Source organism: Pseudogemmobacter hezensis, from assembly GCF_013155295.1.
Lineage (GTDB): Bacteria > Pseudomonadota > Alphaproteobacteria > Rhodobacterales > Rhodobacteraceae > Pseudogemmobacter > Pseudogemmobacter hezensis.
The window spans coordinates 164,333-188,149 of sequence record NZ_JABJXT010000007.1; the positions used below are offsets into that span (position 1 = coordinate 164,333).

22 protein-coding genes are annotated in these 23,817 nt (G+C 63.4%); 15 read left to right on the plus strand and 7 right to left on the minus strand.

What is annotated here, in order from left to right:
- Positions 1-80 precede the first annotated feature (80 nt).
- Complete coding sequence (locus tag HOY34_RS10015) at positions 81-1,325, plus strand: isochorismate synthase (RefSeq protein WP_172362328.1); 1,245 nt, start codon at positions 81-83, stop codon at positions 1,323-1,325.
- Between the two features lie 33 nt (positions 1,326-1,358).
- Positions 1,359-2,036 carry an isochorismatase family protein gene (locus HOY34_RS10020; protein WP_172362330.1) on the plus strand — a complete coding sequence of 226 codons (678 nt, stop codon included), beginning with the start codon at positions 1,359-1,361 and terminating at the stop codon, positions 2,034-2,036.
- Between the two features lie 16 nt (positions 2,037-2,052).
- Here the strand turns inward: HOY34_RS10020 and HOY34_RS10025 are convergent, their stop codons facing one another.
- Positions 2,053-3,207, minus strand: coding sequence for a sterol desaturase family protein (locus HOY34_RS10025; RefSeq protein WP_172362332.1), 1,155 nt, complete (start codon positions 3,205-3,207; stop codon positions 2,053-2,055).
- Positions 3,204-3,905: a phosphatase PAP2 family protein gene (locus HOY34_RS10030; protein ID WP_216654707.1), complete on the minus strand. Its 702-nt coding sequence runs from the start codon at positions 3,903-3,905 to the stop codon at positions 3,204-3,206. The genes HOY34_RS10025 and HOY34_RS10030 overlap by 4 nt, the downstream gene beginning before the upstream one ends.
- A gap of 365 nt (positions 3,906-4,270) precedes the next feature.
- On the opposite strand from HOY34_RS10030, the gene HOY34_RS10035 reads away from it, so the two are divergent.
- Both HOY34_RS10035 and HOY34_RS10040 read left to right on the plus strand, forming a co-directional pair.
- On the plus strand, positions 4,271-5,416 hold the full coding sequence (locus HOY34_RS10035) for an alpha-hydroxy acid oxidase (protein ID WP_172362334.1): 1,146 nt from the start codon (positions 4,271-4,273) through the stop codon (positions 5,414-5,416).
- A gap of 209 nt (positions 5,417-5,625) precedes the next feature.
- Complete coding sequence (locus tag HOY34_RS10040; protein WP_172362336.1) at positions 5,626-6,180, plus strand: CHAP domain-containing protein; 555 nt, start codon at positions 5,626-5,628, stop codon at positions 6,178-6,180.
- Positions 6,181-6,299: 119 nt separating this feature from the next.
- Here the strand turns inward: HOY34_RS10040 and HOY34_RS10045 are convergent, their stop codons facing one another.
- Positions 6,300-6,956 (minus strand): peroxiredoxin, encoded by a 657-nt coding sequence (locus HOY34_RS10045; protein WP_172362338.1) that lies wholly within the window; start codon positions 6,954-6,956, stop codon positions 6,300-6,302.
- A 245-nt stretch (positions 6,957-7,201) separates the two neighbouring features.
- Here HOY34_RS10045 and HOY34_RS10050 point away from each other — a divergent pair, with 245 nt between their 5' ends.
- From HOY34_RS10050 to HOY34_RS22415, 9 genes are all read left to right on the plus strand, one after another.
- Positions 7,202-8,647 carry an aldehyde dehydrogenase family protein gene (locus HOY34_RS10050; protein ID WP_172362340.1) on the plus strand — a complete coding sequence of 482 codons (1,446 nt, stop codon included), beginning with the start codon at positions 7,202-7,204 and terminating at the stop codon, positions 8,645-8,647.
- A gap of 73 nt (positions 8,648-8,720) precedes the next feature.
- Entirely contained in the window at positions 8,721-10,457 is a 1,737-nt protein-coding gene (gene ade, locus HOY34_RS10055; protein ID WP_172362342.1) for an adenine deaminase, read from the plus strand.
- Positions 10,458-10,467: 10 nt separating this feature from the next.
- Positions 10,468-10,878 (plus strand): arsenate reductase (glutaredoxin), encoded by a 411-nt coding sequence (gene arsC / locus HOY34_RS10060; RefSeq protein ID WP_172362344.1) that lies wholly within the window; start codon positions 10,468-10,470, stop codon positions 10,876-10,878.
- Between the two features lie 51 nt (positions 10,879-10,929).
- Positions 10,930-11,568, plus strand: a complete 639-nt coding sequence (locus HOY34_RS10065) for a GDSL-type esterase/lipase family protein (RefSeq protein ID WP_172362346.1) — start codon at positions 10,930-10,932, stop codon at positions 11,566-11,568.
- Positions 11,569-11,605: 37 nt separating this feature from the next.
- Positions 11,606-12,307 (plus strand): sirohydrochlorin chelatase, encoded by a 702-nt coding sequence (locus HOY34_RS10070; RefSeq protein ID WP_172362348.1) that lies wholly within the window; start codon positions 11,606-11,608, stop codon positions 12,305-12,307.
- Positions 12,308-12,432: 125 nt separating this feature from the next.
- Positions 12,433-13,611 (plus strand): alpha-hydroxy acid oxidase, encoded by a 1,179-nt coding sequence (locus HOY34_RS10075; protein WP_172362350.1) that lies wholly within the window; start codon positions 12,433-12,435, stop codon positions 13,609-13,611.
- Positions 13,612-13,692: 81 nt separating this feature from the next.
- On the plus strand, positions 13,693-15,102 hold the full coding sequence (locus tag HOY34_RS10080) for an aspartate aminotransferase family protein (RefSeq protein ID WP_172362352.1): 1,410 nt from the start codon (positions 13,693-13,695) through the stop codon (positions 15,100-15,102).
- A 1-nt stretch (position 15,103) separates the two neighbouring features.
- Positions 15,104-16,492 carry a glutamine synthetase family protein gene (locus HOY34_RS10085; protein ID WP_172362354.1) on the plus strand — a complete coding sequence of 463 codons (1,389 nt, stop codon included), beginning with the start codon at positions 15,104-15,106 and terminating at the stop codon, positions 16,490-16,492.
- A gap of 314 nt (positions 16,493-16,806) precedes the next feature.
- Positions 16,807-18,438: a sulfatase-like hydrolase/transferase gene (locus HOY34_RS22415; protein WP_172362356.1), complete on the plus strand. Its 1,632-nt coding sequence runs from the start codon at positions 16,807-16,809 to the stop codon at positions 18,436-18,438.
- Positions 18,439-18,471: 33 nt separating this feature from the next.
- On the opposite strand, the gene HOY34_RS10095 is transcribed toward HOY34_RS22415, so the two are convergent.
- Positions 18,472-19,587: a DUF4424 family protein gene (locus HOY34_RS10095; protein ID WP_172362358.1), complete on the minus strand. Its 1,116-nt coding sequence runs from the start codon at positions 19,585-19,587 to the stop codon at positions 18,472-18,474.
- A gap of 293 nt (positions 19,588-19,880) precedes the next feature.
- On the opposite strand from HOY34_RS10095, the gene HOY34_RS10100 reads away from it, so the two are divergent.
- Entirely contained in the window at positions 19,881-20,903 is a 1,023-nt protein-coding gene (locus tag HOY34_RS10100) for an aspartate-semialdehyde dehydrogenase (protein ID WP_172362360.1), read from the plus strand.
- Between the two features lie 71 nt (positions 20,904-20,974).
- On the opposite strand, the gene HOY34_RS10105 is transcribed toward HOY34_RS10100, so the two are convergent.
- Positions 20,975-21,259 carry a YiaA/YiaB family inner membrane protein gene (locus HOY34_RS10105; protein ID WP_172362362.1) on the minus strand — a complete coding sequence of 95 codons (285 nt, stop codon included), beginning with the start codon at positions 21,257-21,259 and terminating at the stop codon, positions 20,975-20,977.
- Positions 21,260-21,333: 74 nt separating this feature from the next.
- Positions 21,334-22,011: a PspA/IM30 family protein gene (locus tag HOY34_RS10110; RefSeq protein ID WP_172362364.1), complete on the minus strand. Its 678-nt coding sequence runs from the start codon at positions 22,009-22,011 to the stop codon at positions 21,334-21,336.
- A 105-nt stretch (positions 22,012-22,116) separates the two neighbouring features.
- Here HOY34_RS10110 and HOY34_RS10115 point away from each other — a divergent pair, with 105 nt between their 5' ends.
- A complete protein-coding gene (locus tag HOY34_RS10115; protein WP_172362366.1) occupies positions 22,117-22,710 on the plus strand; it encodes a TetR-like C-terminal domain-containing protein in 594 nt (197 codons plus the stop codon).
- 111 nt (positions 22,711-22,821) lie between these two features.
- On the opposite strand, the gene HOY34_RS10120 is transcribed toward HOY34_RS10115, so the two are convergent.
- On the minus strand, positions 22,822-23,784 hold the full coding sequence (locus tag HOY34_RS10120; protein WP_172362368.1) for a methionyl-tRNA formyltransferase: 963 nt from the start codon (positions 23,782-23,784) through the stop codon (positions 22,822-22,824).
- Positions 23,785-23,817: the final 33 nt, after the last annotated feature.

Below are 23,817 nucleotides of genomic sequence, written 5' to 3' on the forward strand. Positions count from 1 at the left end.
ACCGCCCGGATTTTTCCCGGCCAATGGCTGTAAGGGCTGCTGGCAGGGGCTCCGCGCCTGTTCACTGGCGAGATCGCTGAATGACCGTTGATTTTCGACCCGACCCGACCTCTGGAAAGATGCCACCCGTTGCGGGCACCTCTGCCCATACGGCGGATTTCCTGATCTCAGGCCCCGGGCATGAGATCGCCTTTGAAAAAGGCCAGCAGCGCCTGGCTGAGGGCGGGCTGGACAGCCTGGCCGCCCGCGCAGAGGCCTGGTTCGCCGCAAATGACGGGGCAGATGACGGTGATGGGCCGGACAACCCGGCGATCCGGGGCTTTGGCCAATATCTTGCCGGGGCTGTGCCCTATGATCGCCTGTCCGGCGACTATCTTTTCGCCGCCCGCCCGGTCACTGCTGCCCAGAACGCCGGGGCCGCGCAGAACGCCGGGCCCGCACCTGCAGCTGCCACCACAAAGCCCATCATCACCGCCGAGCCCACCCCCGCCCGCTACCGTCAGGCGGTGGCCGAAGCGGTGGCGCGGATTTCCCAGGGCGAGTTCTCAAAGATCGTGCTGTCGCGCAGCCTGCTGCTGGAAGCCGGGCGCGACTGGGATCCGGCGCTATTGCTGACACGTATGCGGGCTGACCGGCTTGCGACCCTGTTCTCGGTGCCCTTGCGCCCGCGAAAGCCCGGCCTTGTGCGGCGGCTGATTGGCGCGACGCCAGAGCTTTTGGTGGAAAAGCGCGGCGCATTGGTGGCCTCGCATCCGCTGGCGGGGTCCGCGAGGCGGCGGGCGGACCCGGATCAGGACCAGGTCGAGGGCCAGGCGCTGCTGGCCTCGGACAAGAACCGGCGCGAGCATGAGATGGCGGCGCAGATGGTGCTGGACACGCTGGCGCCTTTTTGCCGCAACCTCTCGGCGCCGCAGGGGGTGTCGCTGACCGCCACGGCGCGGATGTGGCACCTGGGCACCCGTATCGAGGGCGAGCTGAAAGACCCCGATACGCCCTGCGCCACGCTGCTGGCCGCGCTGCATCCGACGCCTGCGGTGGGTGGCCTGCCGCGCGCGGCGGCCGAGGCGGCGCTGCCGGGGCTTGAGGGCTATGATCGCGGCTTTTACGCGGGCGCGGTCGGCTGGCTGGACCGCGCGGGCGATGGTTGCTGGTATCTGGCGCTGCGCTGCGCCGAGATCGAGGGGCCGCTGGCGCGGCTTTATGCCGGGGCGGGGATCGTGCGCGGCTCTGACCCGGTGGCCGAGGAAGAAGAGACATCGGCCAAGTTTCTGGCCATGCTCGCGGCCTTTGATGTGGAAGACAGCGCCCGGATGCCGCCGCGCTGAGGCGCTTTCGGCGCTGAGACGGCAGGAGAGACCATGCCCAGTGATCAGAAGAACACCCGGTCTGCCGCCAGGCCCGCAGGCCTGCCGCAGGTTCCGGCCTATGCGCTGCCCGGCCCGGAAGAGCTGCCCGCCTCACGCGGTCCCTGGCAGCTGGCGCCTCGGCGTGCGGCGCTGTTGATCCATGACATGCAGCGCTATTTCCTGCGCCCCTATGCGCCCGGACAAAGCCCGATCGCGCCCGCAATCGCCAATATCGCGCGGCTGGCAGATGCCGCCCGCGCCGCCGGGATCCCGGTTTTCTACACCGCGCAAGAGGGCAATCAGGATCGCCGCGACCGTGGCCTGCAGGCCGATCTCTGGGGCCCCGGCATGAGCGCCGATCCCGACCATCAGGCGATCATCCCCGAACTTGCGCCGCAGTCCGGTGATTTTGTGCTGGTCAAGCACCGCTATTCGGCCTTCCAGCGCTCGAACCTGGATCAGCTGATGCGGGTGCGTGGGCGCGATCAGCTGATGATCTGTGGCGTCTATGCCCATATCGGCTGTATGGCGACCGCCGCCGAGGCCTTTCAGCGCGATATCGAACCCTTCCTGATCGCCGATGCCCTGGCCGATTTCAGCCGGGCCGAGCATGACATGGCGCTGAAATGGGTCGCGGGCCGCGCGGGCGTGGTGCTGGGCACCGATCAGGCGCTGCAGGTGTTGGTCTAAGGTTCGGAACCTGGCCTCAGGCGGGCGCAGCGGGCACCGCTTTGCGCCCCCATCCCAGGGCCATCGCCAAAGCATGCAGGCCAAGGCCTGCTGCCCCCGCCAGCCAAAGCGGCCCGGCGTCGGTCACCACCAGCGCCAGCATCAGCGCGAGACAGGCACCGGGCCAGGCATAAAGCCCCCAGGCCCGCCCGTCGCTGATCGCCCCAAGCGCCACCGCCCCCATCGCCAGCGGCGTGAAGATCAGCGCCTGGGTCAGACCTGCGCCCTGATAGTCATAGCCGTAGCGCCAGATATAGGCGGTGACGAGGCAGAAAAGCCCCACCGTCGCCAGCAGGATCGCCGGGCCAGAGCTGACGAAATCAGGCCCGGACCTCTGCGCCTGCCGTGCGGTGCTCGGCCGGGCCTGCAGCCTTGTCCGCAGCCATTTTGGCGCGAAAAGCCGCAGGAAGGGGCTGTTGCTGGCAATGGCCGGATTGCGCGAGGGGGTGGGCTCTTTGACGCCATAGCGGAACTCGCCCTCAGGCAGGTCGGGGCGATAGGTGCCGAAGAGATGATCCCAGATCACGAAACTGCCCGCATAATTGCTGTCGGAATAGGCGCGGTCGGCGACATGGTGGATGCGGTGATGGGCGGGGGTGACCAGCACCCGCTCCAGCCAGCCCAGATGCGGGGTCAGCGCCGAATGGTTCATCATCTGAATGCCGTAATGGATCACCGAGACGGTGATGAACACCGGCAGCGGCACGCCGATCAGCGCCAGCGGCAGAAAGAACGGGATCGAGGCCAGCGAGGAATACCAGGAATTGCGGATCGCCAGCGAGAGGTTGAAATGCTCGCCCTCGTGATGGACCACATGCACCGCCCAGAGCAGGCGGAATTTGTGATGCAGCCGGTGCAGCCAGTAAAAGCAGAAATCCCAGCCGATGATCGCCACCAGCCAGACCAGCCAGACAGGCCAGGAGGCGGCCAGATCCAGGCTGAGATGGCTCAGCACAAAGGCATAGACCGCGATCTCCAGCCCGCGAAACAGCCAGAGCATCAGATGCCCGGAATTCAGGTTGAAGACCACATCATGCCAGTCGACCTGCTGGCGGCCAGAGCGGTTCAGCTCGATCATCTCGGCCAGCACAAGCACGACCATCAGAAGAATTGGAATGGCGACAGCGGTCATGACAGGGCCTTCCGGCGTGCAAAGGGGGGCAGGTAACGGGCGAATACCCAGGCCAGGCCGCCTGCCAGCCCGGCCAGGGCCAGCCCGGTGACCAGGTCAATGAACTGATGGCGGTAAAGCTGCAGGATCGAAAAAAGGATCAGCCCGCCCCAGATCAGAATGGCGCGGTTCCACAGCCATGCTTTCGCTGATGACACCCCCCCCGATACGTCTTTGCGCCACAGCGCCGCCACCGCCAGCGCGGTCAGCGTGACATGCAGCGAGGGCGCACAATTCACCGTGGTATCATTGGCCATCAACAGACGCAGCGCGGTCTCGCTGAGGCTTTGGCCCGTAACGGGCGGAAAGCTCATCGTGGTGGGGAAAAGCGCATAGGCGATCCCGGCCCCGATCGCCGAGAGGATCATCGAGCGGCAAAGCCAGAACGCGCGGGCCGGGGCCGAGGCCAGATAGCCAAGCGGCACGATCAGGAAAAACGACATATAGACCCAGATCGCATCCGGGTCGAAGCGGATCGCGCGGTCGATTGCCCCCGGCGCCAGATGGATGGCGCGGGCCGGATCCTGCAATCCGCTGATTGTATAGACGACGCCGACCACGCCCCAGCCTAGCAGCATCAGCCCAAATCTGTGCCACAGGGTCAGTGATGCGGGCAGCGGGCCGGGCTGGGATGGTTTGGCGGGCAGAGGCGGGCTCATTCCTGGTCGCACTTTTCGGGGGCAGGGCCTTGCATCGGGGGTCGCTCTCGATTTTCAGATGGTTAATTAACGGCGTTCTTTAATATGACATTGGCGGTTCTTTCAGGTCAAGAATGAAAATGAACACTGTTCTTAAATTATGCCGCGCCGTCACCGGCTCATATAGCGGCGCCAAATGTGCCGGGAAAAGCCGCGGGCCGGGCCGGGTTCAGGCGCGGGCAGGAATGGCAAAGGTGCCCTGGATGACTTGAATTTCGCGCCAGGCTCTGCACAAGCTGCGCGCGACAGCTGTTCGCGCCAAAGCGACACCCGCAGGGGCGCAGATCCTGTCAGACACCGATCAACCGTCTCAGCCGGATCCGCTCATGCGCCTCAGTGATTGCCACAATTTCCACGACTTCCGCCGTCTTGCAAAGCGGCGCCTGCCGAGCCCGATCTTCAACTATATCGACGGTGGCGCGGATGATGAGGTGACGCTGCGGCGCAATACTGCGGCCTTTGAAAGCGTGGATCTGGTGCCAAATGTGCTGCGCGGCGTGGAAGAGATCGACCTCTCGACCACGGTCATGGGGCAAAAGCTGGCGCTGCCGGTCTATCTGTCGCCGACCGCGCTGCAGCGCCTGTTCCACCACCAGGGCGAGCGTGCCACCGCCGCCGCCGCCGAGGCCTATGGCACGATGTTCGGCTGCTCGTCCCTGGGCACGGTCTCGATGGCTGAGCTGGCGAAAAAGCACAAGAATCCGCAGGTTTACCAGTTCTATTTCCACAAGGACCGGGGTCTGAACCGCGCGATGATGCAATCGGCCAAAGAGGCCGGGATCAATGTGATGATGCTGACCGTTGACAGCATCACCGGCGGCAACCGCGAGCGCGATCTGCGCACCGGATTTTCCATCCCCTTCCGGCTGACGCTGGGCGGCATGTTCCAGTTTGCGATCAAGCCCGCCTGGGGCATCAACTACGTCACCCATGAGAAATTCAGCCTGCCGCAGCTGGATCAGCATATCGACATGAAGGGCGACAGCCTGACCATCGGGCGCTATTTCACCGAGATGCTGGACCCCTCGATGAGCTGGGGTGATGTGGCGGCGCTGAAAGAGGAATGGGGCGGCGAATTCTGCCTGAAAGGCATCATGAGCACCGAGGATGCGCGTCGCGCGGCGGATATCGGCTGCTCGGGGATCGTTTTGTCGAACCACGGCGGGCGGCAGCTGGATGGCTCGCGCACCGGGTTTGATCAGCTGGATGAGATCGTGCAGGCCGTCGGCGACCGGCTGGATGTGATCATCGATGGCGGCATCCGGCGCGGCACCCATGTGCTGAAGGCGCTGTCTTTGGGCGCAAAAGCGGTGGGGCTGGGGCGCTTCTATCTTTATGCGCTGGCCGCGGCGGGCCAGCCCGGGATCGAGCGTGCGCTTGGCCAGCTGAAGGCCGAGCTTTTGCGCGATATGCGGCTGATGGGCGCCAAAAACATCTCTGAGCTGAGCCGCGACAATCTGCGCTTTCGTTAAGCGTGCTTTTGGGCCGGGTTGATGGCGGGCAGGCAATGCCCCGCCGTCGATCACGGAAACTGGCAAAATCCTGCCAGTTTCCGAAACATCCCGAAACATAAACTTGATTCAAATTCGAATCCGGGTGATCAGGCCCCACAACCCCGGCAAAGACCGGGCCGGTGAAAACCGGAATTGGGCAGAAAATACGACACTCGGAACGGAAAACGATGACTTCGACCGCTGCGAAAACGCTTTTGAAGCGCATGGGATTGCTTTGCGCTGTTTTGACCCTCAGCGCCTGTATGGGCCGCGATCTGGCCCCCGAGGCAGCAAACTCCTCGATTTTCGGCGGTATTGATTCTGAGCGTCAGCAGATGGCTCTGCTGGAAGCCAGCCAGAAGCGTGCCAAAGGGCAGCGGGTCTGGTGTGTGCCTTTCGCGCGTACGGCCAGCGGTGTGGCGCTGCGCGGCGATGCAAAAACCTGGTGGAATTCGGCGGCGGGCAATTATGAGCGCGGCAATCAGCCCCGGCCCGGCGCTGTGATGGCCTTTGCAGCAACGCGCAAGATGTCGCGCGGCCATATCGCGGTGGTGTCCGAGGTGGTTTCCGAGCGTGAGATCCGCATCAACCATGCGAACTGGATCAAGAACAAGGTCCAGCTGGATATGAAAGTGGTTGATATCTCGCCGAAAAATGACTGGACCTCTGTCAAGGTCGAGCGTGTTGCCGGCGAGATGGGCAAATCCAGCTATCCGATCAACGGCTTTATCTATCCGAACTGAGAGCGGCCAGGCCAGGGCCTTGCGCAGATCGTTCAGCCGTTAAATCAAATTGAAAAGGGGAGGCAGCGTGCCTCCCCTTTGTCATTTTTGCCTGTCGCTTTCGGCAGGCGGGGCGTGTCTTAGCCCGGCTGTTTTGCGAAACGCAGGTAGGGCAGTTTGATGTCCAGCTCGCCATATTTCTCGGCGGCCTGTTCGTTGTTCAGGCTGAGCGCCACGATCACATCCTGACCGGGGATCCAGTCAGCCGGGGTCGCCAGCGGCTTGCCATCGGTCAGCAGAACGGCGTCAACGGCGCGCAGGATCTCGGCGAAGTTGCGGCCGACCGACATCGGGTAGTAAATCGTGAAGCGGACTTTCTTGTCCGGCCCGATGAAATAGACCGCGCGCACGGTGGCGGTATGGGCGGGCGTGCGGCCCTCGGTCGGGATGTAGTAATCGGCGGGCAAGAGGTCATAGGCTTTCGAGACCGCGAGGCTGGTATCGTCGATGATCGGGAAATCAGCGGGGGCGCCGCCGAAGGCCTCGATATCGCGTTTCCACTTTTCGTGGTCGGCTTTGCCATCAACGGAAAGGCCGATCACCTTGATGCCGCGTTTTTGCCATTCCGGGATCAGCCGGGCGACGGCTGCGAATTCGGTGGTGCAAACGGGGGTGAAATCGCGCGGATGGCTGAAGATCAGGCCATAGCTGTCACCCAGCCATTCGTGAAAGTTGATGACCCCTGCCGTGGTGTCGGCGGTGAAATCGGGGGCGATGTCATTGATACGGACAGACATGGATGGACTCCTCAGGAAATTCCTTCGCCTGATTTACGCCTGATGGGAGAAAATTTCACCCCCTGTCGCGCTGCCCGATGCAAATTAGAACCATCTTCCTGACAGCCGTGGATCGAAGGGATAAGTTTTCATCTTTCCCGATATGCTTTGGCGTCAGTATTCCCTTTTGGCGATCAGATCCCTTGCAGCGGCGGGGTGGCTGGCATTAAGTTTGATCAAATTCCCGCTGCGGATCGGAGTCTCTTATGCTTGCCAAACGTGAATTCTATATCAACGGTGCCTGGGTGGCCCCGGCAAAGCCGCGTGATTGCCAGGTGATCAACCCCTCGAATGAAGAGCCCTGCGCGGTGATCTCTCTGGGCGATCAGGCCGATACCGACGCGGCGGTTGCGGCGGCAAAGGCGGCGCTGCCGGGCTGGCGGGCAACCCCCCCCGCCGAGCGGGCGCGGCTGGTGGCAAAGATCCTCGATCAGTATGAGGCCCGCAAACAGGAGTTTGCCGAAGCCATTGCTATGGAAATGGGGGCGCCGATTGATTTCGCCCTGGCCGAGCAGGCCCCCTGTCTGCCCTGGCACACCACCAACTTCCTGCGGGCTTTCGAGCATATCGAATGGATCCGCCCGCTGGGCGATCACGCGCCGGGTGCCGCCATCGCGCTGGAGCCGATCGGCGTTGTCGGTCTGATCACCCCCTGGAACTGGCCGGTCAATCAGATCGCGCTGAAGGCGATTCCGGCGATGCTGGCGGGCTGCACCTGTGTGCTGAAGCCTTCAGAAGAGGCCCCGCTTGATGCGATGATGTTTGCCGAGTTCTGTCATGATGCGGGGATCCCGGCGGGGGTGTTCAACCTGGTGAATGGTGATGGCGCGGGCGTCGGCAGCCAGTTGTCGACCCATCCGGATGTCGAGATGATTTCCTTCACCGGCTCGACCAGGGCCGGGCGGGCGATCTCGAAGGCAGCCGCCGAAACGCTGAAACGGGTCACGCTGGAGCTGGGCGGCAAGGGCGCGAACCTTTTGTTTGCCGATGCGCGGCCCGATGCAGTGCGCTGGTCGGTGGCGCGGATGATGGAAAACACCGGGCAAAGCTGCAACGCGCCCTCGCGTCTGCTGGTCGAGCGTTCGGTCTATGACCGCGTGGTGGCAGAGGCGGCAGATCTGGCCAATGCGATTAAGGTCGGCCCCGCCGATCAGCCGGGCGATCACATCGGCCCGGTGGTGAACAAGCGGCAGTGGGACATCATCCAGACCTATATCCGCAAAGGGATCGAAGAGGGGGGCCGTCTGGTTGCGGGCGGCCCCGATCTGCCCGAGGGCTTCAATCGCGGCTTTTACGTGAAACCCACGGTTTTCGCCGATGTGAAACCCGGCATGACCATCGAGCGCGAAGAGATCTTCGGCCCGGTCCTCTCGATCATCCCCTTCGACACCGAGGAAGAGGCGCTGCGCATCGCCAATGACACCCCCTATGGTCTGACCAACTACGTCCAGACCGAGGACCAGACCCGTGCGAATCGCCTTGGCCGCGCCCTGGTCGCCGGCATGATTGAGATGAACGGCAAATCGCGCGGCGCGGGCGTGTTCTTTGGCGGCGTAAAGCAATCGGGCCGGGCGCGGGAAGGCGGGATCTGGGGGCTGGAAGAGTTCCTCGAGCCCAAAGCCATCTCTGGCTACGATTTTAACGCTGGCTGATCGCGGCTTTACGTGACGAATGCCTGGTGCCTGCCCGCACAAAGGGTAACTATGTGCGGGCAGGAGGTGCCCGATGCCGGTAACGAACGACCAAAGTGACGCCCGCCGCGAAGGCGTCGCAAAACTCGCGCAGCGTATCGACCAGGGGCGGGGCATTGCCCCGGCCGATCTGGTTCTGAAAGGCGGGCGCTTTCTTGACCTGATCACCGGCGAACTGGTCGAAAGCGATGTGGCGATCTGCGGCGATATGATCGTCGGCACTTTCGGTACCTATCACGGCCAGCGCGAGATTGATCTGCAGGGGCAGATCATGGTGCCGGGCTTTATCGACACCCATCTGCATATCGAAAGCTCGCTGGTCACCCCCTTTGAATTTGACCGCTGCGTTGGCCCGCATGGGGTGACGACCGCGATCTGCGACCCGCATGAGATTGCCAATGTCTGCGGCATTGACGGCATCCGCTATTTCCTGGACGCCTCGGCTGAGACGCTGATGGATATCCGGGTGCAGCTTTCGTCCTGCGTGCCCTCGACCCATATGGAGACGGCAGGCGCAAGGCTTGAGGCCGCCGATCTGGTGCCGCTGATGGATCACCCCAGGGTGATTGGCCTGGCCGAGTTCATGAATTTCCCCGGCGTTTTGATGAAAGACCCGGGTTCTATGGCCAAGCTGGCGGCATTCCAGGGCCGCCATATCGACGGCCATGCGCCGCTTTTGCGCGGGGCCGATCTGAACGGCTATATCGCTGCCGGGATCCGCACCGAGCATGAGGCAACCACCGCCGCCGAGGCGCTGGAAAAGCTGCGCAAGGGGATGCGGGTGCTGATCCGTGAGGGCTCGGTCTCGAAGGATCTGGCGGCGCTGGCAGAGATTCTGACCGAGCGGCACTCGCCTTACCTTTGCCTTTGCACCGATGACCGCAACCCGCTGGATATCGCGGAACATGGGCATCTGGATTACATGATCCGCACCGCAATCGGGCTGGGCTGCCCGCCGCTGGCGGTCTACCGCGCGGCATCCCTGTCGGCGGCCGAGGCCTTCGGTCTGAAGGATCGCGGGCTGATCGCGCCGGGCAAACGCGCCGATATTGCGGTGATCGACACGCTTGCGGGCTGCCATGTCAGCCGCGTCTTCACCGCCGGGCGCGAGCTGACTGCTGCGGCCTTTGCTGCCCGGCAGATCATCCCGCCCATCGCCCGCCAATCGGTCAAAGCGCCCAAGGTCAGCGCGGCGGATTTTCGCACCGGGGGCAACCGCGCCCAGACCCCGGTGATCGGCATTCTGCCCGGCAAGATCATCACCGAACATCTGACCTTCGACATTGCCCCCGAGGATGGCGACAAGCGCCCCGACCTGGCCCGTGACCTCGTGAAAATCGCGGTGATTGAACGTCATGGCAGGAACGGCAACCGCGCCACCGGCTTTGTGCAGGGCTTTGGGCTGCAGCGCGGGGCGATTGCCTCGACCGTCTGCCATGACCATCACAATATCGCGGTGGTGGGGGTGGATTACGGCGATATGGCGCTGGCCGCGAACCGCCTGACCCAGATCGAGGGCGGCTTTGTCGTGGTTGAGGGCGGGAAAATCCTGGCTGAACTGGCGCTGTCGCTGGCCGGGCTGATGAGCCTTGAACCCTTTGAAACAGTGCGCGAAAACCTGATCGCGCTGCGGGCGGCGGCGCGCAGCCTGGGCGTCGTGCTGGAAGAGCCGTTCCTGCAGCTGGCTTTCCTGGCGCTGCCGGTGATCCCGCATCTGAAAATCACCGATCACGGCATGATCGACGTGGATCGCTTTGAAGTCATTCCATAGGGCACCCCCGATGAGCACGATTTATCACAATCCCGCCTGCGGCACCTCGCGCAATGTGCTGGCGATCCTGCGCGCGGCGGGCGAGGCGCCCGAGGTGGTCGACTATCTGAAGGCCGGATGGAACGCGCCGCTCTTGCGCCAGCTGTTCGCGGCGGCGGGGCTGACAGCGGCTCAGGCTTTGCGCGTCAAAGGCACGCCTGCGGCTATGCTGGGCCTGACCGGGCCAGAGGTTCCGCCAGAGACGATTATCGCCGCCATGATCGAGCATCCGATCCTGGTCGAGCGCCCCTTTGTGGTCACGCCCCTCGGCACGGCGCTGTGCCGCCCGGCGGTGGAAGTGGGGCGGATTTTGCCGCATCAGCCCGCAACGCCGGTGCTGGCGGCGGATGGAAAGGTGATCTACGATCCGCAGGCCCGGTGACGAAACCCAGCGGTCAGCCCCGTTGAACAGGCCCAGTAATAAGGTAAGGCGATGACGAAATCTCTGCTGCTTTACGGCGATTCCAACACCCATGGCACCATGCCGATGTCTGAACCCGGCGCGATGGGGCGCTTTGCACCGCGCCACCGCTGGACCAGTCTGCTGGCCGAAGATCTCAGCGACTGGCAGGTGATCCCCGAGGGCCATCCCGGCCGCACCACCGTGCATGATGACCCGATCGAGGGGCCGCATCGCAACGGCCTGACCATTCTGCCCGCCATCCTCGAAAGCCATCGCCCTCTGGATGTGGTGGCGCTGATGCTGGGCACCAATGATCTGAAGCACCGTTTCTCTGTCAATGCCGCCGATATTGCCTGCGCGATCGAGAGGCTGGTGCGGGTGATCCGGGCCTCGGGCGCGGGCCCGATGGGGGGTGCCCCTGGTGTCCTGATCATCGCGCCGCCGCCGATCCGTGAGGTCGGGCCGCTGGCCGGGATCTTCGCGGGGGGCGCGGCGAAATCGCAGCACCTCGGGGCCGAGCTGGGGGCGATGGCGATGCGCAATGGCCTGCCCTTCGTGGATCTGGGCGGCAAGGTAGCGGTCTCGGATATCGACGGCATCCATTATGAGGCCGGGGCCGCCCCGGTGATCGCCGCCCTGGTGGCGGATGCGGTGCGGGCGCATTTCTGATGCCGCGCCTTGGGTTCTTTCGCGCGACGGGATGACGATGATCCGCAAGCTGCTGATCGTGGCGCATGGCCAGCCCTCTGATCCGCTGCCCGCTGCGGCAGAGCTGCGGGGGCTGGCGGCGCGGATTGCCGGGCATTTGCCGGGCTGGCAGGTGCATTCGGCGACGCTGGCCGAGGCCGACGCGCTGGAACGCTTTGCTGCGCAAGAGGCCGCCGCCGGGCAGACAGAGGATCCTGGCCTTGTCTTTCCGGTATTCATGGCCCGGGGCTGGTTCACCCAGGTCGCGCTGCCCGGTCGGCTGGCGCGGGCGGGGGTGACAGGATGGCAGATGATGGAACCGATGGGCGTTATGCCCGCCCTGCAGGCGCTGGCGGTGACACTGGCGCGCGAAAGCGGCGCGGATGAGGTCTTGCTGGCCGCCCATGGCTCGGGCCGCTCAGATGCCCCGGCGCAGGTGGCGCGTGAGGTGGTCGCGCTGATCGCTGCGGGCACAAAGGCGCGGCGCGTCGAGGCCGCCTTTATCGAAGAGCCGCCGCTTCTGTCAGCGGTGCAGGGATGGGGGCCAAAGGCGATTTGCCTGCCGTTTTTCGCCATGTCGGGCGGGCATGTGGTCTCTGACCTGCCCGAGGCCCTGGCGACTGCCGGATTTTTGGGCACCATCCTGCCGCCGCTGGGGCTGGACCCCCGCATTCCCGCGCTGATTGCGGCGGCGGCGCTGCAGGCTGCTGCCGATGCTTGAGGCTGCCCGCCTGCAGGGCTAAGGCAGATTAAAGCGGCCTGATTTCCCCTTTGGCGCGATCCGCCCGTGATCCGTCCAGGATCCGCCCAGGATCCGCCTTGGCCCCACCTGTGAGAGAGCACCCCATGCCGATCATCACCTGTATCGAAGACCTTCGCCAGCGCCATCAGGCCCGCGTGCCGCGCATGTTCTGGGACTATTGTGAAAGCGGCAGCTATACCGAGCAGACCTTCCGGGAAAACGCGGCAGACTTCACGCAGATCCGCCTGCGTCAGCTGGTGGCGCGGGATCTGTCCGACCGACGCTTAGGCGGTCAGATGCTGGGCCAGCAGGTGACGATGCCGCTGGCGATCTCGCCCACCGGGTCGGCGGGGATGCAATGGGCGGATGGCGAGATCCTGGGCGCAAGGGCTGCAAAGAAATTCGGCGTGCCTTTCACGCTGTCGACGATGTCGATCTGCTCGATCGAGGATCTGGCCGAGGCGGGCGTCGGCCCGTTCTGGTTCCAGCTATACGTGATGCGCGATGAGGATTTCGTGGATCGCCTGATCGCCCGGGCCAAAGCGGCGGGCTGCCCCGCGCTGGTGGTGACGCTGGATCTGCAGGTGATCGGCCAGCGTCACAAGGATATCAAGAACGGGCTTTCCGCGCCGCCACGGCTGACTTTGCCCAATATCCTCAATATGATGACGCGGCCCGCCTGGTGCCTGGCGATGGCGCGCACAAAGCGGCGCACCTTCCGCAATGTCATGGGCCATGTGAAGGGCGTGACCGATCTGGCCAGCCTGAATGCCTGGACCTGGGAGCAGTTCGAGCCGCGCCTGACCTGGGATATGGTGCGCCGGATCCGCGATCAGTGGCAGGGGAAATTCGTGCTGAAAGGCATTCTTGACGCAGATGATGCGCGGATGGCGCTGGATGTCGGCGCCGATGCGATTGTGGTTTCGAACCATGGCGGGCGGCAGCAGGATGGGGCGCTTTCCTCGATCCGCATGCTGCCTGGCATCGTGCGGGCGCTGACCGGGCCGGACGGCAAAAAGCGGGCCGAGATCTATATCGACAGCGGCATCCGCTCGGGTCAGGACGTGCTGAAGGCGCGGGCGCTTGGCGCGGATGCGGCGATGATCGGGCGGCCCTGGCTTTATGGTCTGGGCGCGATGGGCGAGGCGGGCGTCACAAAGGCGCTGGAGGTGATCCGCGACGAGCTGGACATCGCCATGGCCCTGTGCGGCGAGCGTGATCTGGCCCGGATCAGCCGCGATCATGTGCTGGTGCCGAAGGATTTTGAGGGCGACTGGGCATAGACTGAGGCTGAGTGCTTTCACACCTCTTGATTTTTGATCAAATTCGGCGTGATAAACATCGCCGGATCAGGAGGGCTCTGCATGGCCAAAGCAAAACCCGCGAAAAGCACCCCTGCGCAGGTGGTCGCCGGGGTTGAAACCGCGCTCTTGCAGCGTTTTGCCCGGCGCGAGGCAAAGGCCTATGCAAAGGCGCATCCGAAATCAAAGGCGCGGATGGGCGAGGCGGCGGCGCATTATCTGTCCGGCGTGCCGATGCACTGGATGACCGACTGGCCGATGCCGCATCTGGCGGTGATCGCAAAGGCGCGTGGCGCGGTGATCCAGGATATTGACGGCCATAAGATCGACGATTTCTGCCTGGGCGATACCGGCTCGATGTTTGGCCACTCGCCCGCCCCCGTGGCAAAGGCGATCCGCGCCCAGGCCACGCGCGGGCTGACCTATATGCTGCCCTCGGATGCCGTGGCCGAGGCGGGGCGGCTGCTGACAAAACGCTTTGGCGAGATGCGCTGGCAGATCGCCACCACCGCAACCGATGCCAACCGCTTTGCGATCAAAGTGGCGCGGGCGGTGACGGGGCGGCCAAAGATCCTGGTGTTCAACGGCTGCTATCACGGGACCGTCGATGATGTGATGGTCGAGCTGGTGAATGGCGTCACGCAAAACCGCCAGGGGCTTTTGGGCCAGTTCACCGATCTGACGCCCGGCGCGGTGGCGGTGGAGTTCAACGACCTGACGGCGGTCGAGGCGGCCCTGGCCAAGGGCGATATCGCCGCGATCCTGACAGAGCCGGTGATGACCAATTCCTGCATGGTGCTGCCTGCGCCCGGCTTTCACGAAGGGCTGCGCAGGCTGGCCACCAAATATGATGCGCTGCTGATGATCGACGAGACGCATACGCTGTCCTCGGGGCTGGGCGGCTATACGGGCGTGCATGGGTTGTCGCCCGATATGTTCATCGTCGGCAAATGCGTGGCGGGCGGCATGCCCACCGCCGTCTGGGGCATGGGCGAGGATATCGCCCGCCGTTATGAGGCCGCGAATGCCGCCCGTGCGCCGGGCCATTCCGGCATGGGCACCACGCTTTCCGCCAATCCGATGCAATTCGCCTGCCTGGTCGCCAACCTCTCTGAGGTAATGACCGCGGGGGCCTATGCGAAGATGGAAAAGGGGGCCGAGCGGCTGTCCCGGGGTCTTTCAAAGGCGATCCGTAAGGCGGGTGCCCCCTGGCATGTCGCCCGCGTGGGTGCCCGGGTCGAGTTCATCTGCGCCCCGAGGCCCCTAAAAAACGGCACCGAGGCGGGGCTTGCGCATCACCACAGCGTCGAGGCGGCGGTGCATCTGGGGCTGCTGAACCGTGGCAGCCTGATCGCGCCCTTCCACAATATGATGCTGGTCAGCCCGGTGACCACCAATCGGCAGATCGACCACCTGATCGCCAATTTCACCGATGTTCTGGCGCAGCTGTTTCCTGCTTTGAAAGTTGACTGACATGACTGAGATCAGCCCCTCCGGCTCGACCCTGGCCGAGGCCGAAGCCTTCCTGGCCGCCCATCCCGAAATCGAGGCCTTCGACATCATCTTGCATGACGCGAACGGCATCGGGCGCGGCAAGATCATCCGCCGCCACGAGCTGGAGGGGCTTTATAAATCGGGCCGCCACCTGCCGATCTCGATCCTGGGCCTCGATATCTGCGGCGAGGATGTGCATGAGACCGGGCTGATCTGGGATCAGGGCGATGGCGATCTGCGGGCCTGGCCGATCCCGGGCACGCTGGTGCCGCTACATGGCACCAATCCAGCCCGGGGCGAGGTCTTTATGTCGATGTATACGCTGGAAGGGGCACCCATGACCTCGGACCCGCGTCATGCTCTGGCGGCCCAGGTTGAGGCGCTGGCCGCCGAAGGCCTTTATCCGGCAGGCGCGTTTGAGCTGGAGTTCTTCCTGCTCGACAACAACCGCGACCAATATGGCAAGATGCAGCCCGCGCGTGACGTGCTGGACGGGCGCAGCAGTCGCAAGACCGAGGTTTATTCGGTCGACCATCTGCACGGCATGCTTCCGTTGTTTTCCGATATCTACGCGGGCGCAAAGGCGGCGGGCATTAATGCCGAGACGATGATCTCGGAATATGCGCCAGGCCAATATGAGCTGACGCTGCATTACCGCGAAAACGTGCTGCAGGCCGCCGATGATGTGGTGCGGCTGAAGCGGATCGTTCGCGCCCAGGCCCGTGCGCATGGTGTGACGGCCTGTTTTATGGCCAAACCGAATGAGGATTACGCCGGCTCGGGGATGCATTTCCACGTCTCGATGCAGGATGCGGATGGGAAGAATGTTTTCCGCGAAGAGGTCGAGGGCCAGTGGAACCAGGCGATCCGCCACGCGCTTGGCGGGCTGAAAGAGACGATGGCGGAATCGATGCTGGTCTTCGCGCCCCATGCCAATTCCTGGCGGCGCTTTGCCTCGCAATCCTATGCGCCGGTCTCGCCGACCTGGGGGGTGAACAACCGCTCGGTCGCGCTGCGCATCCCGGCAGGTGACATTCGCGCCCGGCGGATCGAGCATCGCCCCGCAGGGGTTGACGCCAGCCCCTATCTGGTCGGCGCGACCGTGCTGGCCGGGATCCGCCACGGCATGCAAAACCGCATTGACCCGGGCCCCGAGACCACCGGGAACGGCTATGAGGACGCAGGCGCAAGCGCGATCCCCAGCGACTGGCGCACAGCCATCGAGGCGGCAAAACGCTCAGACTTCCTGAAATGGGCACTGGGTGAGGACATGCACCGCACCTTCACCGCGATCAAGGCCGCCGAATATGGCCGCGTGATGCGCACCGTGTCTGAGGTGGATTTCGACCTCTATCTGCACACGGTGTGAGGCAATCAGGCTTAGGCCTGCCATGTAAAACCGGGGTAATCCCGACAGATGCGGCAATGGCGACATTGCCGCATTTTTCATGCGCTTCACCGCTTAGAGGGGCGGTGGCCTGCGCCGGGACCGGGCCTGCGCGATTGTTTCGGAAATCGAAGAATATGGTGGAAATCGCTGCATTGTGGCGGATTTCGCGGATAGTGATCTGTTTTCGGTCACAAATTGGCCCCGACCGCTGGCTATTGCCGGGCCCTGGGCACCCTTGATTTGCCGCTACTCTGTCCTTGCCCGGACAATTCTCTCGCTTTGTGGAGCCGCTTGTGTCTGTGATTGATTCCTTGCGTAAAAGCCCGTTTCTCGCGCCGTTGCTGTTGGTGCTTGCTGCCGCCACGGCGCTTTGGATTCTGCTGTCGCCCTGGATCCCGCTGAGTAAAACGGTGCCCCTGCTGGCGGTGACATTGCTGGGCGGGCTGTGGCTGAGGATGGGAAAAGGCTGGCGGCGGCCGGGGTTTGGCTTTGCTTTCGCGCTGATCATGGCGCTGATTGCCTGGCCTTTCGCGGTGATTTTGCACACTTTTGGCCGCGTCGACATGATCTCGGTCGCCTTCCATCACCAGGCAGGCATGTCGGGTATGGATCTGGGCATGGTCAGGAAAGAGATTGTTCTGACCGGGGCCATTCTGTTGTGCCTGCTGATCGCGGGCTGGGCGCTGACCTCATATCACAGTTTCCGCCGTATGCCGCTTGTGATCGGGCTGTTCCTTTTGGGCAGCAATCCGGTGCTCTTGTTCCTGCTGCGCGACCGCATGATGGATGTGCCTGACGTGGTGCTGATGGATCTGGTTCAGGATGCTGTGGTCACCCCGCCGGCGCATCGCCCGGATGTGGTGCACATCTATCTTGAGGGGCTGGACAGGCGCTTCCTTGATCCCGCGATTGACGCTGAGACGGCGCGTATTCTGCGTGATCTGGAAAAGACGGGCCTCAGCTTTACCGATATACGCGAAACGGCGGGCACGGGCTGGACGATTGCGGGGATGGTTGCATCGCAATGCGGGGTGCCGCTTTTGCCCGAGGGCGGGGTAAAGGGTTTGTGGCAGGTCATTAAGAACCCACCACCCTCCGCTCCTGAAGGTCCGGCGGATGGCCCGGTTCCCATTTGGCCCATTCTGCCCGGTCTGATCTGCCTGGGGGATCTGTTGTTTGATAGCGGCTACGACCAAAGCTTTGTCATGGGGGCCCCGGGGGCTTTTGCCACGACCGCCGACTTCTGGCTCAGCCATGGCTATTCCAAAGCCATAGCCCAGGAAGAGCTGATCGGGATCTATGGCAAAGAGGCCATCGCCGATGTCACCTTTGACGCCTTTACCGAGGATAAGGTGGTCTATGACGCGGCCCGGCAGCAATTTGCGGCACATCTGGCGCAGCCTGCGCCTTTCTATATGACCGTGGCCACGATCGGCCCGCATGGGGTGCCCAGCTTCCTGTCATCGTCATGCACGGCAGATGGCAAGGCCATCCGCACCGACGATGTCGCGCTTTCAGCGCGTTGTCTTGCGGTGCAGACCCGTGATCTGATCGCTGATCTGCAAGAGGAATACCGTCTTTCGGGGCGTGAGGGCGATCTGCGCATCATCTTGCAATCCGACCACCTCAATCACGCGAGTGCCCGCCTGCCGACCGCGCAGCAAGAGGCCAATCTGGTGATCCTGATCGGTGGTACAGGGGCTGGGCAGCAGATTTCCCAGACGGGGGGGATGTTTGACCTCTATCCAACGATTCTTGACTGGATGGGCTTTGCCCCCGAAGGCGGTCGCGCGGGTCTGGGTATCTCGCTTTTGCAGGCCCCGGGCGGGCGGATGACCGAGATCTGGTCCGAAGAGGTGTTCACACGCATTGTGGCCCGCAACATGGCGCTTTTCGGCAAAGCATGGACGCCGCGGGAGGGTTGATCCGCCCGCGGCCGAAGGGGAGAGCCGCCCGGATCAAAGCCCGTTCGGCACCACCAGCAGGATCTCAAGATCCTTGTCGGGGGTGTAGTTGCTGCGCTCGATGGTGAAGGTGGTTGGCCCGGTCTTCTTCACCCCATCGGCACATAGCGAGATCACGTTTTCCGCCTCGCCCTTGTCAAGCGTCAGGCGGAACTCACCGATTGGTCCGGCCCAGCTGTTCGCGGTGCGCAGCACATAGCTGATATACCAGGCGCTGCCATAGGCCTCGTCGGGTTTCTTTTTGCCATTATGGCTCAGCGATTTGGTGATCGCCGCCGAAGTGCCTGCATCGATGCAGTAAGCCTTGATCAGCTCGTCGTGATACCCGAGGTTTTCCGGCGTGCTCCAGGCAAAGACCGAGGCGGGCGGGAGATTGGCATAGTCATGGCTGATCTTCACCTCGGCCCCGGCGGGGAAGGTCTGCGTCCAGTGATAACGCAACACGACCGACCAGGCGGGCCAGACCTCGCTGTCGGGCTGGTTGATATCCTGCCAATAGGCCAGACCCGCCTCGACGGCGCGGGCGCGCTGTGCGGGATCAAGGTCGCGCAGCGCCGCCACCATCGCGTCGAAATCAAAGCCAAGCGGGATGCCAAGCGCTTTCAGATCCGCGGTGACATCTCGGCCAGGGGATTGATATTGCAACGAAAGAGGGGCGTCTTCGTCCCATGGTTCGGCCAGAACGGCGATGCGGTCGATACTGACCGGGACGGATTTGCCATCGACGGTTGCGCTGAAGCCGACCACATCTTCGGGCACCGGGTCGGGCAGGTTGAGCATGCCGATCCAGGCCGGCTCCATCTCGATCGGGGGCAGGGGGAAGATCACCTCGCCGGTGACATCCTCTGCGGTGATGTTGCGAAAGACGTAATCGACGCTGATCCGGTCCGGGCTGATACGCAGATCCTCTTTGACCATGGACACGCTGTCGGTGACGCTGAATTGCAGCCCGGTGGCGGTCAGACCGCCAAAGCCGTCATTGGCGAAGGCTGTCCCCGCTGTCATTCCCGCCGCAGCCCCCAGCAAGAGCGTCAGCGACAGCGCCCGAAAGGCGGGTGGAAACGGCAAAGAGCAGTTGTTTGGGCGGGGGCGAAAAATGTGCAGTCGCATGACGACCTCATGTTGAAACCTGGCCACATCCCGACCGATCTGGCGGATGAATGCAAGTAGGGGATTTGTGCCCCTGGTCTGCAAACCATGTCAGGGTTGCAATATGCGCGGCCTCTGCCACCGCCCCTTCCTGATGCCGAAAGGCGCGACCGGGGCACCCCCCGGATTGATCCATGACCGCGAAGCCGCTTTACCCAGGGCTTTTGATCGGCTAAGGGGCCTCGTCCCCGGATGATCCGGGGGATAGGCTTTCCCTGCGCGATTTGCAGGGTCTGGGTAACAGGAGAACCCCGATGGGCTATAAGGTCGTCGTCGTGGGAGCCACGGGCAACGTGGGCCGCGAAATGCTGAATATCCTCGCTGAACGCGAGTTCCCGGTGGACGAGATTGCCGTTCTGGCATCGCGCAAATCGCTGGGCACTGAGGTCAGCTTTGGCGACAAGACCCTGAAGACCAAGGATCTGGACACTTTCGATTTCACCGGCTGGGATATGGCGCTTTTCGCCGTCGGCTCGGATGCGACGAAAATCTACGCTCCGAAGGCTGCGGCCGCGGGCTGCGTGGTGATCGATAACTCGTCCCTTTACCGCTATGACCCGGATGTGCCGCTGATCGTGCCAGAGGTGAATGCCGATGCGATCCTGGGCTATGCGAAGAAAAACATCATCGCCAACCCCAATTGCTCGACCGCGCAGATGGTTGTGGCGCTCAAGCCCCTGCATGACCGCGCGAAGATCAAGCGCGTTGTCGTCTCGACCTATCAGTCTGTGTCGGGCGCGGGCAAAGAGGGCATGGATGAGCTGTGGGAGCAGACCAAAGCGGTCTACAACCCGGTCACCGAAGTGCCGCCGAAGAAATTCACCAAGCAGATCGCCTTCAACGTGATCCCGCATATCGACGTTTTCCTGGACGATGGCTCGACCAAGGAAGAGTGGAAAATGGTCGCTGAGACCAAGAAGATCCTCGACCCGAAGATCAAACTGAACGCAACCTGCGTGCGGGTTCCGGTCTTTGTCGGCCATTCGGAAGCGATCAATATCGAGTTCGAAGAGCCGCTGGACTGGCAGGAAGCCCAGGACATCCTGCGTGAAGCCCCCGGCATCATGCTGGTCGATAAGCGCGAGCCGGGCGGCTATGTCACCCCCATCGAATCGGTGGGCGAATATGCGACCTATATCAGCCGCGTGCGCCAGGATCCGACCGTGGATAACGGCATCACCCTGTGGTGTGTGTCGGACAATCTGCGCAAAGGCGCGGCCCTGAATGCGGTGCAGATCGCCGAGACCCTGGGCAACCGGGTGCTGAAAAAGGGCTGATCCCTTTTTCGCGGAATAAAAACGGCGCGGCAGAGTGATCTGCCGCGCCGTTTTACAATGTGATCTCTGGATCAGGCGGCGCGGGTGCTGGCGGAAACCTCGGCCAGCAGGCGCTCGGTCCGGGCCTCTTCCAGCTTGTTATAGACACGCTCAGACTCTTCCTTGTCGCGCAGCGCCTTGGTCACGCCGACGGTCGAACTGACCAGCATCAGCGCCGCCATTGCGTAAAACCCCTTCGCGGCGAAGCTGGCCTCCATAAAGTAGATGCCGCCCGCCATCATCGCGGCGGCAACCACGAAATTGACATAGCTGAACATATTGAAGGCTTGCGAAGTGCGGATCGGTTGGTCGGTCATGGCGGGTGCTTTCCTGTGAAATCTGTGAAATGGGGGAAATCTGTGAAATGGGGGAAGTCAGGGCAGGGCAGATGTCAGTTCTGACGGGATCTGAGGCGGGCCAGCACGGCTGTCGCATCGGTTTCCAGCGCGGGGCCACATCCGGCGGCGGCCATGCGGGCGCTGACGGCCTCGGCGCTTTGGCAGCTGGTCATGGCGGAAAGCGAGGTCTCGCTGAATTCGGCAACCTGCTGGCGGTCTTTCAGCCGCGATAATGTCGCCTCGGCCTCGTTCAGCGATGAGGTGACGCCGGTATTCATCACCCCGCGCAGGCTTTGGCTTTTGGCAACGGCGGCGGCGATATGGCTGCCGCGATCCAGCTCTCGCAGGCGGCGCTCGGCCTCGGTCAGGTGGGTTTGCAGCGTGGCGATCTCGGCTGTGTAGGAATTCAGCGCCGCCTGGGTCGCCTTTTGCTCGCCCTCAAGACGGGCGATGGCGGCGGCACCTTCGGCTGCCAGATCTTCACGGTCCAGCGCCAGAGCGTCCAGGGTGCGGGTTTCGAGATCGGTGATCTGCGTCCCGATCCGCTCCAGCGTCATACGTTCGCGGGCGGCATGCGCCATCACCAAAGCCAGAGCGCGACGCGCCGATTGCACACCCGCCGCGCTGTCGCGGATCTGCTGGCGCAGGATCGGCAGGGCATTTGCGTCACTTACCGCCTGTGCGAGATCGTGGCTGCGGCTGCGTCCGAGTGTGATCAGGGTCTTGAACATCTCTTGCTCCGTGATACGAACGTTGTTCATGGCGCCAGATAGCCACAAGAATGAACGACGTTCAATAATAAAATGAACGTTGTTCATGAAATAATGGAGCGTGGTTTGCGAAACAATCGAGAGGAAAGGCGCGAAGGGCTGCGCGAGCGTCTGCTGGCTGTCACCACCGCCCGTATTGAAAGCCAGGGACTTTCGCAGCTGAAAGCGCGCGATATCACCGCCGAAGCGGGCTGCGCATTGGGTGCGCTTTATACCGCTTTCGGCGATATGGATGAGCTGGTGATGCGGGTGAATACCGCGACGCTGATCCGCATGCGCGAGCTGATCGCCCCGGTTAAAGGCGAGACGCCCGTTGCCCGTCTGCAGGCCCAGGCGCGGGCCTATATTGCCTTCGCGATGGAGCATCCGCGCCTTTGGGCCGCGCTGTTTGAGTTTCAGCTGTCACCCGAGCGGGCGCTGCCCGACTGGATGCAGGCCGAGCAAGAGGCGCTGATGGGGCTGATTGCGGGGCCGCTGGCGCAGGTTTTCCCCGCCCTGCCGCCCGAGGATCTGCTGATCCGGGTGCGGATCTTTTTCGGGGCGGTGCAGGGCGCGGTTCAGCTCGCCCTGCAGGATCGTTTTATCGCCGTGCCACGTGCGCGGCTGGACGCTGAGATCACCGCCCTGGTCGAGGCGCTGTGCCGGGGCTTTGCAAGCTGATCTGACCCGCGCCCGGGGTTAATCTGGCGGGCAATCCGGATGCGCCCCCGGTGGCTACTCAGGGGGCACCCGGGGGCAGCTTGGGGGGGCGTCTCGGGGGGGTAGCGCGCGCTATTCGGCGGCCAGACGCCCGGGAGGGGGCTCTGCCTCCAGCCGGTCGCCAACTCCAAGGCCCGCCCGGGTGACAAACTCTGCTGCGCTCAGCTTTTCACCCTGATCGCTGCGCATACGCCCGATCTGCACCAGCCCGCCTTGCAGCGCGATCAGCACCTTGCCCCCCTCAATCGCGGCGATGGTGCCGGGCTTTCCTTTCACATCGGCAAAGCGTCGCGCCGGGATCAGCTGGCTGTCATAGATCCTGACCCGTGCATTGGCGATCTGCGTCCAGGCCCCCGGTGCCGGATCGCAGCCCCGGATCAGGTTATGCACATCTGTCGCATGGGCCGCCCAGTTGATCCGGGCCTCTGGATCGCGGCACCAGCCCTCATAGCTGGCAAGCGCCTCATCCTGCACGGATTCGCTGTGTTTGCCCGCAAGGATCAGATCCGCCGCCTCCAGCATCGCGGCCACGCCCATCGGGAAGAGGCGGTCGAAATAGACGGTTCCCAGCGTGTCATCGGGCAGGATCGGCGTGGTCTTTTGCAAGATGATATCGCCCTCGTCCAGCCCGTCATTGGGGCGGAAGATGGTCAGCCCGGTCTCTGTCTCGCCCCGGATCAGCGGCCAGTTGATCGCGCTTGGGCCGCGATATTTTGGCAAAAGTGAGGGGTGATAGCAGATCGCGCCGTGCCTCGGGATGGTGACAAACCCTTGCGGCGCGAATTGCAGCACATAGGCCATGATGGCCAGATCGACATCCAGATCCCGCAGGGCCTGGGCGGCCCCGGCGCTGGTCAGATTGGGCAGCTGCAGGGTCTTCACGCCACGCTCTTCGGCGGCAAGGCGCAAAGGGTCGGGCCGCGCCCCTGGCTTTTCGGGGGCGCAAAAGACGGCGGCGACATCGTCACCGCGGGCAAGAAAGGCGTCCAGCACGGCTTTGCCAAAGGCCTGCTGGCCGATGATTGCGATACGCATCGGGGAATTCCTTATGGGATATGGGGGAAAAGC